The organism is Thauera sp., from assembly GCF_047601425.1.
Lineage (GTDB): Bacteria > Pseudomonadota > Gammaproteobacteria > Burkholderiales > Rhodocyclaceae > Thauera.
Genome location: NZ_JASGJL010000001.1, coordinates 2,024,113 through 2,036,537, shown reverse-complemented (window position 1 = coordinate 2,036,537; position 12,425 = coordinate 2,024,113). Strand labels below are relative to the sequence as shown.

Sequence of the window (12,425 nt, the reverse complement as noted above, 5' to 3'; positions counted from 1 at the left end):
GGGATGGTGTGCTGCCCGCCGCCAGCTTGCAAACGTCTGAAATCACTCCGGAAAAAATCAGTGGCATGAGATTTGCCAATGGGCTGAAGGTTCAGCAACCGTGTCGGACGGTTGAAGCCAGTCCAAGGAGATGCCATGTCCATGTTCAACAAGCCAAGTCTTTTTCCGAAGCAGCCCGAACCCGCCGCTGGTCAGCGTGCCGCACCGGCGCGACCCGCAACGATGGGAAGCAGCACTTTTGCTTCCGGCGTACCTGCGTCTTCCGACCCGGTGCAGGAGGTGGCGCAAGCGGATGCGGCGAAACCTGCTGCTGCGCCCGCGGATGTCGAGACGGGGGGCAGCCGCTTGATCGTCGGGCCTGACGTCAAGCTGAAGGGGGCCGAGATCCTGGACTGCGATACCCTGGTCGTCGAAGGCCGGGTGGAAGCGACGATGGACAGCCGCGTCATCCGTATCGCCGAGAACGGCTCCTACGAAGGCACGGTCGGCATCGATGTCGCCGAGATCCATGGCCGCTTCGAAGGCGAACTGACTGCCCGCCAGCAGTTGATCATCCATGCCACCGGGCGTGTCAGCGGCAAGATTCGCTACGGCAAGATCCTGATCGAGGAAGGTGGTGAAGTCTCGGGCGACGTGCAGTCGCTTGCCAGGGCGGGGACGAAGGAAGGGCTTCGTGCGGTCGAGAGCCGCAGCAACGACAGCAAGCCGATCGCGGCGGTGGCCGGCTGAAATCCTGGCGGGGGCGGTGGCGCCCCCGCGGGTTCGATTTACTGTGGGGCTGGGAGCGCGCCGGCATTGGCTGCAAGCCGTTGGGCTTGCCAGCTCCACTGCTTTTCCCAGGCCGTGCGCACCAGGTTGGGATAGGCCGGCTTGCCCAGGCTGCCGTTGTAGCGGCCGAGCGCGCGGAAAAGATCCCCCTTCTCGATGTCGAGATAGTGACGCAGGATCGTGCAGCCGTAGCGCAGGTTGGTGCGCAGGTGGAAGAGGTTGTCGTCCGGGCGCTCCATGACCTTGAGCCAGAACGGCATCACCTGCATGTAGCCGCGCGCGCCGGCCGACGAGATCGCATATTTGCGGAAGTTGCTTTCGACCTGGACCAGCGCGAGCACCAGTTGCGGGTCGAGGCCGGCGCGGGTGGCTTCGTAGTGGATGCTGGTCAGCAGTTCGTTGCGGTAGCTGGCATCAGGAATCCGCTTCTGCAGCCGGCGTGACATTTCCGCCAGCCACTGCGCGCGCTCGCCAGCGTCGGGAATCGGCAGCATCGGCGCCGCTGCGTCGCTGACCGCTTCGTGCAGTGCTGCACGCACGCTGGCGGCCAGCGGCTCATACTGCTGCGCGCCGGCCTGTACCGCACTGGCTGCCAGCGCGAGCAGCAGCGCGGCGGCAGTGCGGAGCAGGGCCGACGACGGGTGCATGCTCAGGCCTTGCCGAGCAGGCCCAGGACGTGGGCCGCGATGTCACTGGTGGCGAGCTTGCCGGCCTCGGCGTCACGGCGGCCCTGGTATTCCACCAGGCCTTCCTTCAGGCCGCGGTCGCCGATGGTGATACGGTGCGGCACACCGATCAGCTCCCAGTCGGCGAACATCACGCCGGGACGTTCGTCGCGGTCGTCGAGGATGACGTCCACGCCCTGCGCCAGCAGCGCGTCATAGAGCTTCTGCGCTTCGTCGCGCACGGCTTCCGACTTGCCCCAGCCGACAGGGCAGATCACGGCTTCGAAAGGCGCGATCGCCTCGGGCCAGATGATGCCGCGGGCGTCGTGGTTCTGCTCGATTGCGGCGCCCAGGATGCGGGTCACGCCGATGCCGTAGCAGCCCATCTCGAAATGCTTGGGTTTGCCGTCCTCGTCGAGGAAGGTGGCGTTCATTGCCTTGGAATATTTGGTGCCGAGGTAGAACACGTGGCCGACTTCGATGCCGCGCTGGATCGCGAGCACGCCCTTGCCGTCGGGCGATGGATCGCCTTCGACGACGTTGCGGATGTCGGCGATGAGGTCCGGTTCGGGCAGGTCGCGGCCCCAGTTGACGCCGGTGAAGTGGTAGTCGGCTTCGTTGGCGCCGCAGATGAAGTCGGCCATGTCGGCGACCGTGCGGTCGGCGACGATCCTGACCGTTTTCTTCAGCCCGATCGGGCCGAGGTAGCCCGGCTTGCAGCCGAAGTGCTCGAGGATTTCCGCCTCGGTGGCGAAGCGGAAGCCGGCCTTGAGCCCTTCCAGCTTGCCGGCCTTGACTTCGTTCAGGGCATGGTCGCCGCGCACCAGCAGCAGCCAGACGGTGACGCCGGACGGCTCGTCCTTGTCATCGACGTCGTCGGTGGCCAGCACCAGCGATTTGACCGTGGTGTCGAGCGGGACGCCGAGCAGGGCGGCGACGTCTTCGCAGGTGGCCTTGCCGGGAGTCGGCGTCTTTTCCAGCGCTTGCTTCGCTTCGGCGCGGCCCGCCAGCAGCGACACGGCTTCGGCCAGTTCGATGTTGGCGGCGTAGCTGGAATCCGGGCAATAGACGATGGCGTCCTCGCCGGTGTCGGCGATGACCTGGAATTCGTGCGAGCGGTCGCCTCCGATGGCGCCCGTGTCAGCAGCGACGGCGCGGTACTGGAGGCCGAGGCGGTCGAAAATGCGTGTGTAGGCCGCAAACATCGTTTCGTAGCTGCGGCCGGCGGCTTCTTCGTTACGATCGAAGGAGTAGGCGTCCTTCATGGTGAATTCGCGCCCCCGCATGATGCCGAAGCGCGGCCGGCGCTCGTCGCGGAACTTGGTCTGGATCTGGTAGAAGTTGCGTGGCAGCTGGCGGTAGCTCTTGAGTTCCTGGCGCGCGATGTCGGTGACGACTTCCTCGGAGGTCGGCTGCATGGCGAAGTTTCGGTCGTGGCGATCCTTCAGGCGCAGTAGTTCCGGACCCATCTTGTCCCAGCGGCCGGTTTCCTGCCACAGCTCGGCGGGCTGCACCATCGGCATGGTCAGCTCCATCGCGCCGGCGCGGTTCATTTCCTCGCGGATGATGGTCTCGACCTTGCGGATCGAGCGCAGGCCCATTGGCATGTAGCTGTAGATGCCGGCAGCGGCCTTGCGGATCATGCCGGCGCGCAGCATCAGCTTCTGGCTGACGACTTCGGCGTCGGAGGGGGCTTCCTTGAGGGTGAACAGATGGAACTGGCTGGCACGCATGAGGGTCTTCAGTCTGGAAAGGCGTTGTCGAACGCGCGATTCTAGCGCAAGGCACCGTCTGCAAAGGGGCGTATCGGGTGCGGTGGGGTGATGCACGCCGATGGTGCGCTTTCAAAGCGCACCCAAGTGTGAAAAAATCGACACCAATGAACCGAATTTGAAGGTTAGTCATGCTTGATCGTGAAGGCTTCCGCCCGAACGTCGGCATCATTCTGGTAAACGCGCGCAACGAGGTTTTCTGGGGCAAGCGCATCCGCGAACATTCCTGGCAGTTCCCGCAAGGTGGCATCAAGCACGGCGAGTCGCCTGAGCAGGCGATGTACCGGGAGCTGTTCGAGGAAGTCGGATTGCGCCCGGAGCACGTCAAGATCCTCGGCCGCACGCGGGGCTGGCTGCGCTACGAAGTGCCGCGGCACTGGATACGGCGCGAATGGCGCAACACCTACCGTGGACAGAAGCAGATCTGGTTTCTGTTGCGTTTGGTGGGACGCGATTCCGACGTCTGCCTGCGTGCGAGCTCGCACCCGGAATTCGATGCCTGGCGATGGAGCAATTACTGGGTGCCGCTGGATGCGGTGATCGAGTTCAAGCGGCAGGTTTACCAGATGGCACTCGTCGAACTGGCGCGCGTCCTGTTCCGCTCTAGAACCTTCGAGCTGCCGGAAAGTTATCGCCTGCCTGACGCCGAGCGCCCGGTGCAGGTGGTCCTCGGTGCGTCGCAACGCTGAGGCCCCGGACCTTGAGGCTCTCTCATCTCCCTGGAGGCTGCTGGGATTGAATTTTTCACGTGTATGTAGCGCCATTGGCGCAGGCCTTGCCGCGTTGGCCCTGGTTTCCGGCAACGCCCTGGGCGGCTTGCTGTTCGAAGAGGATCCCGATTGGAAGGAGAGCGAGGTGACGATGCCGCCACCGGTGGACGATGCCCGCTTGCGACCCTTCTTCGTCAGCAGCGCGTCGCCGAACAGCTTCTTCGTCGATGAAGGCAGCCTCAGCGTCGGTGAAGACCGTGTGGTGCGTTACACCCTGGTGGTCCGCACGCCCGGCGGTGCCGAGAACATCACCTACGAAGGACTGCGCTGTGCCACCGGTGAGCGCCGGATCTACGCCAGCGGGCGCCGGAACGGCGAATGGACGCCGATGAAGAAGAGCGATTGGCAGCCGATCAACGACAATGCCTACAATCGCCCGCGGGCGGCGCTGGCCTACGATCATTTCTGTGATGGGCCTGCTGCGCCGCGCGATCTGGAGCATGCGCTGAGGCTGTTGCGCAGTCCGTTCGACGCGTCCAGAACTTATGGAGTCCGATAATGTTCGATACCGCCATCATCGAATTCGACAAGGCGTTGCGTACCGTCTTTGCGCCGGCGCGCAGCATTCGGGACGTTCCGGGTGACGGCCTGCCCGAGGCCGAGCTGGACGAGGCGGAACGCCGCCATGCCGCGGCACTGATGCGGATCAATCATGTGGGCGAGATCTGCGCCCAGGCGCTGTACCAGGGACAGGCGCTGATGACGAGGGACGCGTCGCTGCGCGATGCGCTGAAGCAGGCTTCAGTGGAGGAAACCGAGCATCTCGCCTGGACCGAGCGCCGTATCGCCGAACTTGGCGGTCGCAAGAGCCTGCTCAATCCGTTGTGGTATGGCGGCGCGCTCGGCCTTGGCCTGCTGGCAGGTCGGTTCGGCGATCGCTGGAATCTGGGCTTTCTGGCCGAAACCGAACGCCAGGTCGAGAACCATCTCAAGGGTCATCTCGACACCTTGCCGGCACACGATCAGAAATCACGCGCGATCGTCGAGCAGATGAAGGTCGATGAAGCCGAGCACGCCGAAATGGCGATCCGGCTGGGCGGGCATGAATTGCCTGCACCGGTGAAGGGGGCGATGAAGCTCGCCTCCAAGGTAATGACGACGCTGACCTACCGCATCTGAGCCGGGCACCGGGCTGCCCGGCGCCGCATGCGCTGCGAAGCTCAGTCGGCTTCGACGATCTCGCACTCGTGGGTGATCTCGGCAGTCTTGCCGAGCATGATCGAGGCCGAGCAGTATTTCTCCGCCGACAGGTGGATGGCGCGTTCGACGGCTTCGCGCTTCAGTTGGCGGCCGGTCACCGTGTAGATGAAGCGGATACGGGTGAATACTTTCGGGTCGGTGTCCGCGCGCTCGGCTTCCAGACGGACGCTGCAGCCGCGGATGTCGTGGCGGCCGCGCTTGAGGATCAGCACCACATCGAAGGCCGTGCAGCCGCCTGCACCGGCCAGCATCAGCTCCATCGGCCGCGGCGCGAGATTGCGGCCGCCGGCTTCCGGTGCACCGTCCATCGTGACGAGGTGGCCGGAGCCGGTTTCGGCGACGAAGCTCATGCCGTCGGACCATCTGATCGTGCATTCCATGTGTTTCTTTCCTGTTCGAGGGCTTGCTTGTGATCCGCCGAGGATTGGCGGTGCGCTGCAGTGGAGGATTCTACCGGAGAGCAAGCGGGGGAAGGCTGGGAGGCTGTCTGCATGGCGGTTCTGTGTTTCAATACGGCTCCGTATTCGTGCGGTGCACAAAAAGTGCTTTTCGGGATGGAAATGGCGCTCCATTGGTAGAGGGTGTTGGTTTCATGTATTGTTAAAAAAAGTATAAAAATCAATGGCTTATTTTCTAATAAGCCTGTCTTATAAAAAAATCAAAACATTTATAGTGCGATGCACAAAATTCCGCTTGCGGGAGCAGAGGTGAGTCTGGATAATGCGCATCAGTCGGATCGCTGACGCGGCGACAACGACGCGCCGATCCAAATGGTGTCTCCTCCACCCTCCTCCTTTGGTGTGGATTTAACGCAGTCCTCGCGGACTGCGTTTTTTTTCGTCCGAGCTGTTCGATACTGCCTGCACTTCGTTTAGTGATTGACATGAGGGCGGTGGTCGCATTAAGCTTGCGAGCTTTCCGTTTGACGGCCTGAATGTGTCCGGCCTGACAAAAATCGAGGTTTTACATGAAGACGTTTTCTGCCAAGCCGCACGAGGTCAAGCGCGACTGGTTCGTTGTCAACGGCACGGACAAGGTACTTGGCCGTCTTGCCGCCGAAGTCGCCCGCCGTCTGCGTGGCAAGCACAAGGCCATTTACACTCCGCACGTTGATACCGGCGATTTCATCGTCGTCGTCAACGTCGAAAAGCTGCGCGTGACTGGCAACAAGGCGCAGGACAAGAAGTACTACCGCCACTCGGGTTACCCCGGCGGTATCTACGAAACCAACTTCACCAAGCTCCAGCAGCGTTTCCCCGAACGTGTGCTCGAGAAGGCGGTGAAGGGCATGCTGCCGAAGGGCCCGCTGGGCTACGCCATGCTGAAGAAGCTGAAGTGCTACGCGGGTCCGTCGCATCCGCACACCGCTCAGCAGCCGCAAATTCTCGAGATCTGACAGGAGCCGATAAATGGCTGTGACTTACAACTACGGAACCGGCCGCCGCAAGACCGCGGTTGCCCGTGTGTTCATCAAGCCGGGTACCGGCAACATCGTCGTCAATGGCAAGCCGGTCGACGAGTTCTTCTCGCGCGAAACCGGCCGCATGATCGTGCGCCAGCCGCTGGTTCTGACCGGCAACGAAGGCAAGTTCGACATCATGGTGAATGTCACCGGTGGTGGCGAATCCGGCCAGGCCGGCGCCGTGCGTCACGGCATCACCCGTGCGCTGGTCGATTACAACGCCGAGCTGAAGGGCGAACTGCGTGCCGCAGGCTTCGTGACCCGCGATGCGCGCGAAGTCGAGCGTAAGAAGGTCGGTCTGCGCAAGGCGCGCCGTGCCAAGCAGTTCTCGAAGCGCTGATTGCTTCTGGCTGTATGCGGAAAGCCGTCCCGAGGGGCGGCTTTTTGCTTTTTTGTGCCTCCGTGGCCTGCCGCGTACAGTGAGAGAGCGGGTGGGCGCTTTCATCGCTTCTTCATTGTCCTTGGGCGCCGGGGTGAGATAATCGCACTCACGTCCTGACTTGCAAAAGGGAAACGAGATGATCAAGGTTGGTGTTGTCGGTGGTACCGGTTACACGGGCGTAGAGTTGCTGCGCCTGCTTTCGCGTCATCCGCAGGTGGAATTGACCGCGATCACGTCGCGTGGCGAAGCCGGCATGGCGGTTGCCGAGATGTTTCCGAGCCTGCGCGGCCGTGTCGATCTGAAGTTCGTCGCGCCGCAGGATGCCGCGCTCGAAAAATGCGATGCGGTGTTCTTCGCCACGCCCAACGGCATTGCAATGAAGCAGGCGGCGGAACTCGTCGCTGCTGGCGTGCGTGTGATCGACCTGGCGGCCGATTTCCGCATCCGCGACGTAGCCGAGTGGCAGAAGTGGTACGGCATGGAACATGCCGTGCCCGAGCTGGTTGCCGAGGCGGTGTATGGCCTGCCTGAAGTGAATCGGGAGCAGATACGTAGCGCACGCGTGCTGGCCAACCCCGGTTGCTACCCGACAGCCGTTCAGCTCGGCTTCCTGCCCCTCGTCGAGGCCGGCCTGATCGATACCGATCACCTGATCGCGGATGCCAAGTCCGGTGTGTCCGGCGCTGGGCGCAAGGCGGAAGTGCATACGCTGCTGCCCGAGGCAGCGGACAGCTTCAAGGCCTACGGCGTGCCGGGTCATCGCCATCTGCCGGAAATTTGCCAGGGCCTGTCATTTGCCGCGAAGCAGGCGGTGGGCCTGACTTTCGTTCCCCATCTGACGCCGATGATCCGCGGCATCCATGCCACCTTGTATGGCCGGATCAAGCCGGGGGCCGAGCTGCCCGACCTGCAGGCCTTGTTCGAGAAGCGCTATGCGGACGAAGCCTTTGTCGATGTGATGCCGGCGGGGAGCCATCCCGAGACGCGCTCCGTGCGTGCGTCGAATCTGTGCCGTATTGCGGTTCACCGGCCGCAGGGTGGTGACACTATCGTCGTGCTGTCGGTCATCGACAACCTCGTCAAGGGGGCGGCGGGGCAAGCGGTGCAGAACCTCAACATCATGTTCGGTTTCGATGAAGAGGCCGGGCTGGACATCGTCCCGGTCAGTCCTTGACGGGAACCTTGGCCGCGGAGCACGATCCGATTCTTTCAAGCGCAGAGCGGATGGCTCCATCATCCGCCGCATCCCCTACAGAGGAGAAATCATGAGCGCAGAAGTCGCAACCCCCGACATCCTGGTCTTTACCGACAGCGCCGCCAACAAGGTGCGTGAACTGATCGAGGAAGAAGGCAATCCCGAACTGAAGCTGCGTGTGTTCGTCAGCGGCGGCGGCTGCTCAGGCTTCCAGTACGGCTTCACCTTCGACGAGGAGGTGAATGAGGACGATACGACCTACGAGAAGAATGGCGTGATGCTGCTGATCGACTCGATGAGCTACCAGTACCTGGTCGGCGCGGAAATCGATTACACCGAAGGCCTCGAAGGCTCGCAGTTCGTGATCCGCAATCCGAATGCCACCAGCACGTGTGGCTGCGGTTCGTCGTTCTCGGCCTGAGATTCATGGCCGAAGCAAAAACGGGGGCGCCTTGGCGCCCCCGTTCTGTTTGGGCAGAGCCTGTATCAGAACAGATAGCTGGCATTAAGCAGCACGGTGCGTGGGGCTCCCGGCATGCTGCTGGAGCGCCAGTAGTCCTTGTCGGTCAGGTTGGTGATGGCCAGCGTGATATTCCACGGCAGGCCGCGATAGCCGATCAGTGCATCCCAGCGGGTGTAGCCTGAGCGTTGGTAGAGGTTGTCTATAGCCGTGTAATAGGGGCCTTTGTAAGTCAGGCCGATTTCGCCGTACCAGGTATCGTTGGGGCTGTAGCGCACGAAGAAGTTGCCATTCTTGCGTGAGCGGCTGGCCTTGTATTTCCCTTCGTTGGCTGGAGTGGTGACGTCCTTGATGACCTTGGGCTCCTGGTAGCCGAGGCCGCCGCGTACATACCAGTGCCGGCTGACGCGGCCGGTAAGGCTCAGTTCCACGCCTTGGGTGCGCTCCTTGCGGCCCACTGCCCAAGTGTAAGGATCGTTCTCCGGGTCCGGACGATAGCGGATGTTGAGTAGCGTGAGATCGTAAACAGCCAGCTGGCTGCTGAGCTGCCCGTCCAGCCAGTCGCTCTTGATGCCGATTTCGTATTGTTCGCTGCGTTCCGGTTCTTCGTTGAATACTGCATTCTCGTTGGTGCTGACGCTGAGGAAACCATTGCCGCCGTATGGAGCGAAATTGCGGCTGTACGACGCGTACAGGCTGTGCTCGTTGACGGGTTGCCAGATCAGGCCGGCGCGTGGGCTTACGGTGCGGCCGTCGTATTTGCGCGAGTCGCCGTTGTTGAGATTGGTTGACTTGAATTCGTAGTCGTCCTGGCGGATGCCGAGCAGGAGCTTCCACTGCGGATTCAAGGTGATCAGATTCTGCGCGTACAGAGCTACTGCGCTGGCCTTGTGCTCATTGTTGGTCGGCGCAGCTCCGCGCGGCGTCTTGGGTAGCGACCATACGGGATTGAAGGGGTCGATCGCTAGAGGGTAGGCGAGTGAGGGGTCGGAAGTTGCACCGGAGGTGGCCAGGCGCGGGTGGCGCAGTTCGTCCGTGTATTCGACGCCGATCAGGATGTCGTGCTTGATCGGGCCGGTGTCGAATTTGCCGGTGATATCCAGCGTGTGGGTCTTGGTCTCGTTCGAGGTGACCTGCCATGCCCGTGTGAACGTCATCTTGCCTGGATTGCTGCATGCGCGGCCATTGCTCAGTCTGCCTTCCAGGTTGCAGTAGCTGCCTGCATACAGGTGATCGAAGTCCTGGTTGGCCTTGCGTTGCGCCGCAGTCCATTTGATCGACCAGTCATCGGCGAAGTCGTAGGTCAGCACCGAGCGGAACATGCGCAGGCTGTCCTTCACATAATCGTCCGGGTGGGCAAATGCCTGGCGGCGGGAAAGGCCGTCGGGCAAGTTGTCGTAGGATGGCGCGCGATCGGGGCGGCGCCATACGTCATCGTGAGTGTATTGGGCCAGCCAACTGAGCCCGTTGTGCGTGTCGACCAGGATGCTGGGCGAGTACATGATGTTGCGGTTCTCGATACCCTTGCGGAAGCTGTCCGCCTCTTCATGATCGGCGGTCAGGCGCACCACCACGTTGGGATGCACGATGCGGTTGATGTCGATGGTGCCGCCGCGGTTGTCCCACGATCCGCCACGCAGATTGATGCTGCTGATGGCATCGAAGCGTGCCTGCTTGCTGACCATGTTGACCACGCCGCCGCCGCTGCCGCGTCCGTACAGCACGGAGGCGGGGCCTTTGAGGATCTCGATGCGCTCGACGTTGGCGGTACTGCGCCGTACCTGGCCGCTTTCGCGGATGCCGTCGCGGTACATGTCGCTGCTGCTGGCATCGAAGCCGCGGATCACGATGCCTTCGCCGCGCATGTCGTAGCTGGCGTCGATGCCGGGAATGCCGTCCAGCATGATGCTGAGGTCGTTGATGCCGTAGCTCTTGTACTTGCCGACCTCGATGGTGTCGACCGTGGCCGGGATGTCACGCAGTGCCATGGCCGTCTTGGTGGCAGTGGATACGGTGGCAGGGCGCACGTCGTCCGGGTCGTAGGCCTGGGCGTCGACGGTCACCGTCCTCAAGGTAGCGGCTGTCGGGGTGTCTGCAGGATTATCCTGTGCCTGCAGGGGGCTGGGACCAAATATGGCCAGGCAGGCCAGGGGTAGAAATGCCGGGCGCGGTCGGCGTGCCGGGCGTGGGGCTTGGGTTGAGGTCATTGCGGCTCTCGTTATGAGGATGACAGGCGGATGCAGTCATTAACAGGAGCGCATTTTGGAATAGAGGTGATGTTGATAATTGTTTTCTAATCCGGTCGCACGCGTGCGGCGATCACTCTTCCTTGCTGCATGAAGCCGATTCGAGTGGCGGGCGGCGGTGCTGCCCGCTGCCGTTCAGTCTGCCTTGGCCAACTCGTAATTGAGCAGGGCGAAGCGGTTGCGGAGGTCGGCGGTGTCTCGTCGGAATGCGGCCAGTTCCCTGGAGTTCAACGAGTCTGCCATGGGCAGCGCGACCGTCATTGGATCCTGTGCGACGTCGTTGATGCGGACTTCGTAGTGCAGGTGAGGGCCGGTTGACCAGCCGGTGGAGCCGACGTAGCCGATGATGTCGCCCTGGCTGACTTCCTTGCCTTTTTGCATGTCTTTGGCAAAGCCGTGGAGGTGGGCGTAGGCGGTGGAGATGTTGCCGCGATGCTTCAGGATGACGATGTTGCCGTAGCCGCGTTGAGTAGCGGCAAATTCGACGGTGCCGTCCGAGGTGGCTTTGACCGGGGTGCCGGTCGGTGCGGCGAAATCGGTACCCTTGTGATCACGCCAGTTGCGGTTCAGCGGGTGTACGCGGCGACCGAAACCCGAACTGATGCGTGAGAACTCCAGCGGCGAGCGCAGGAAGCCCTGCTGCAGGCTGCGACCGTCGTCGGAGTAATATTTTTCCTTGCCGCTCGGGCCGCGGTACAGGACGACGGCATAGCGCTTGCCCTGGTTGATGAACTCGGCGGCCAGGATGCGGCCAGCCCGGATAGCGTTGCCGTCCTGATAGACCATTTCATAGACGACGCTGAAGCGGTCGTCCTTGCGCAGGTCGGTGTGAAAATCGATTTCGGTGCCGAAAATGTCGGCCAGCTGGGTCGCGACGCTGTCGGGAACGCCCGCCGCATCGGTTGCGCCGTACAGCGAACTGCGGATCGTGCCCGAACGCATTTCGACAAGAGTGCTTTGCGCTGCGGCCTCGGATTCGCGCAGTTGGAGGGCACCGCCGTCGTCGCGCTCGATCACCAGTCGCTGTTCGCCATTGCCCACGGGCAGGCTGAACGAAGCGAGGCGGCCATCGGCATGCACCATCGCTGTGACCGTGCGGCCGGCACGCAGCTGACGAACGGCCTGCTTGCCTTCGCCCGAGGTGCTCAGGAAGGACAGCGCTTCGTCATCCTTGATGTTCAGGCGACGGAACAGAGATGGCAAGGAGTCGCCGGCCTGGATGCGTTCGCTGTGCACGAAGGGCAGGTCGGTTCCGGTGTCGATCACCACACGGGGCGTGGGCAAGGTCTCGACGATCGGACGGACGACGATGCCGGCGGTATTGCTGCCGGGAGCCACTGCAGTTGCGGCCACGACGCCCATCATCGATACGCCGGCGATGCCTGCAAACAGCCAGGGGCGTGGACGGGTGAGGAGTTGTGCCGGCAGTTCGGCTAGAATTCTGGTCTTTCTCGCCTGCATGAGCTTACCTGGGCCAGGATCGGCAAAAAATTTCCGGAATTCTA

At 62.4% G+C, this 12,425-nt stretch carries 13 protein-coding genes; 8 read left to right on the top strand and 5 right to left on the bottom strand.

The window, feature by feature from the left end; genetic code table 11:
- The first annotated feature begins 141 nt into the window (after nucleotides 1-141).
- A complete protein-coding gene (locus QM748_RS10055) occupies nucleotides 142-729 on the top strand; it encodes a bactofilin family protein (protein ID WP_415248047.1) in 588 nt (195 codons plus the stop codon).
- 38 nt (nucleotides 730-767) lie between these two features.
- On the opposite strand, the gene QM748_RS10050 is transcribed toward QM748_RS10055, so the two are convergent.
- Both QM748_RS10050 and QM748_RS10045 read right to left on the bottom strand, forming a co-directional pair.
- Nucleotides 768-1,415 carry a lytic transglycosylase domain-containing protein gene (locus tag QM748_RS10050; protein ID WP_415246844.1) on the bottom strand — a complete coding sequence of 216 codons (648 nt, stop codon included), beginning with the start codon at nucleotides 1,413-1,415 and terminating at the stop codon, nucleotides 768-770.
- 2 nt (nucleotides 1,416-1,417) lie between these two features.
- The gene (locus QM748_RS10045; RefSeq protein ID WP_415246843.1) at nucleotides 1,418-3,166 is read right to left on the bottom strand and encodes a proline--tRNA ligase; all 1,749 of its coding nucleotides are present in this window, start codon (nucleotides 3,164-3,166) and stop codon (nucleotides 1,418-1,420) included.
- A 170-nt stretch (nucleotides 3,167-3,336) separates the two neighbouring features.
- Between QM748_RS10045 and QM748_RS10040 the strand changes: the two genes are divergently transcribed.
- From QM748_RS10040 to coq7, 3 genes are read left to right on the top strand one after another with little or no spacing between them, the layout of a single operon-like run.
- Nucleotides 3,337-3,894, top strand: coding sequence for an RNA pyrophosphohydrolase (locus QM748_RS10040; RefSeq protein ID WP_415246842.1), 558 nt, complete (start codon nucleotides 3,337-3,339; stop codon nucleotides 3,892-3,894).
- Between the two features lie 46 nt (nucleotides 3,895-3,940).
- On the top strand, nucleotides 3,941-4,474 hold the full coding sequence (locus QM748_RS10035) for a CNP1-like family protein (RefSeq protein ID WP_415248046.1): 534 nt from the start codon (nucleotides 3,941-3,943) through the stop codon (nucleotides 4,472-4,474).
- Nucleotides 4,474-5,094: a 2-polyprenyl-3-methyl-6-methoxy-1,4-benzoquinone monooxygenase gene (gene coq7, locus QM748_RS10030; RefSeq protein WP_415246841.1), complete on the top strand. Its 621-nt coding sequence runs from the start codon at nucleotides 4,474-4,476 to the stop codon at nucleotides 5,092-5,094. The genes QM748_RS10035 and coq7 overlap by 1 nt, the downstream gene beginning before the upstream one ends.
- A 41-nt stretch (nucleotides 5,095-5,135) precedes the next feature.
- Here coq7 and QM748_RS10025 read toward each other — a convergent pair whose 3' ends face one another.
- Nucleotides 5,136-5,555 (bottom strand): OsmC family protein, encoded by a 420-nt coding sequence (locus QM748_RS10025; RefSeq protein WP_415246840.1) that lies wholly within the window; start codon nucleotides 5,553-5,555, stop codon nucleotides 5,136-5,138.
- Between the two features lie 587 nt (nucleotides 5,556-6,142).
- Between QM748_RS10025 and rplM the strand changes: the two genes are divergently transcribed.
- The 4 genes from rplM to erpA all read left to right on the top strand — a co-directional run bounded on the left by rplM (nucleotide 6,143) and on the right by erpA (nucleotide 8,635).
- Nucleotides 6,143-6,571 (top strand): 50S ribosomal protein L13, encoded by a 429-nt coding sequence (gene rplM, locus QM748_RS10020; protein WP_415246839.1) that lies wholly within the window; start codon nucleotides 6,143-6,145, stop codon nucleotides 6,569-6,571.
- A 13-nt stretch (nucleotides 6,572-6,584) separates the two neighbouring features.
- The gene (gene rpsI / locus QM748_RS10015) at nucleotides 6,585-6,977 is read left to right on the top strand and encodes a 30S ribosomal protein S9 (protein WP_345792737.1); all 393 of its coding nucleotides are present in this window, start codon (nucleotides 6,585-6,587) and stop codon (nucleotides 6,975-6,977) included.
- Between the two features lie 178 nt (nucleotides 6,978-7,155).
- A complete protein-coding gene (argC, locus tag QM748_RS10010) occupies nucleotides 7,156-8,193 on the top strand; it encodes an N-acetyl-gamma-glutamyl-phosphate reductase (protein WP_415246838.1) in 1,038 nt (345 codons plus the stop codon).
- Between the two features lie 91 nt (nucleotides 8,194-8,284).
- Nucleotides 8,285-8,635, top strand: coding sequence for an iron-sulfur cluster insertion protein ErpA (erpA, locus tag QM748_RS10005; RefSeq protein WP_263461894.1), 351 nt, complete (start codon nucleotides 8,285-8,287; stop codon nucleotides 8,633-8,635).
- Between the two features lie 65 nt (nucleotides 8,636-8,700).
- Here the strand turns inward: erpA and QM748_RS10000 are convergent, their stop codons facing one another.
- Nucleotides 8,701-10,737, bottom strand: a complete 2,037-nt coding sequence (locus QM748_RS10000) for a TonB-dependent receptor (RefSeq protein WP_415246837.1) — start codon at nucleotides 10,735-10,737, stop codon at nucleotides 8,701-8,703.
- Between the two features lie 318 nt (nucleotides 10,738-11,055).
- On the bottom strand, nucleotides 11,056-12,381 hold the full coding sequence (locus tag QM748_RS09995; RefSeq protein WP_415246836.1) for a peptidoglycan DD-metalloendopeptidase family protein: 1,326 nt from the start codon (nucleotides 12,379-12,381) through the stop codon (nucleotides 11,056-11,058).
- Between the last annotated feature and the right edge of the window lie 44 nt (nucleotides 12,382-12,425).

Excerpts from the sequence above, each read along its gene's own strand:
- QM748_RS10055 (WP_415248047.1), top strand. The coding sequence starts at position 142 with ATGTTCAACAAGCCAAGTCTTTTTCCGAAGCAGCCCGAACCCGCCGCT.
- QM748_RS10050 (WP_415246844.1), bottom strand. The coding sequence starts at position 1,415 with ATGCACCCGTCGTCGGCCCTGCTCCGCACTGCCGCCGCGCTGCTGCTC.
- QM748_RS10045 (WP_415246843.1), bottom strand. The coding sequence starts at position 3,166 with ATGCGTGCCAGCCAGTTCCATCTGTTCACCCTCAAGGAAGCCCCCTCC.
- QM748_RS10040 (WP_415246842.1), top strand. The coding sequence starts at position 3,337 with ATGCTTGATCGTGAAGGCTTCCGCCCGAACGTCGGCATCATTCTGGTA.
- coq7 (WP_415246841.1), top strand. The coding sequence starts at position 4,474 with ATGTTCGATACCGCCATCATCGAATTCGACAAGGCGTTGCGTACCGTC.
- QM748_RS10025 (WP_415246840.1), bottom strand. The coding sequence starts at position 5,555 with ATGGAATGCACGATCAGATGGTCCGACGGCATGAGCTTCGTCGCCGAA.
- rplM (WP_415246839.1), top strand. The coding sequence starts at position 6,143 with ATGAAGACGTTTTCTGCCAAGCCGCACGAGGTCAAGCGCGACTGGTTC.
- rpsI (WP_345792737.1), top strand. The coding sequence starts at position 6,585 with ATGGCTGTGACTTACAACTACGGAACCGGCCGCCGCAAGACCGCGGTT.
- argC (WP_415246838.1), top strand. The coding sequence starts at position 7,156 with ATGATCAAGGTTGGTGTTGTCGGTGGTACCGGTTACACGGGCGTAGAG.
- erpA (WP_263461894.1), top strand. The coding sequence starts at position 8,285 with ATGAGCGCAGAAGTCGCAACCCCCGACATCCTGGTCTTTACCGACAGC.
- QM748_RS09995 (WP_415246836.1), bottom strand. The coding sequence starts at position 12,381 with ATGCAGGCGAGAAAGACCAGAATTCTAGCCGAACTGCCGGCACAACTC.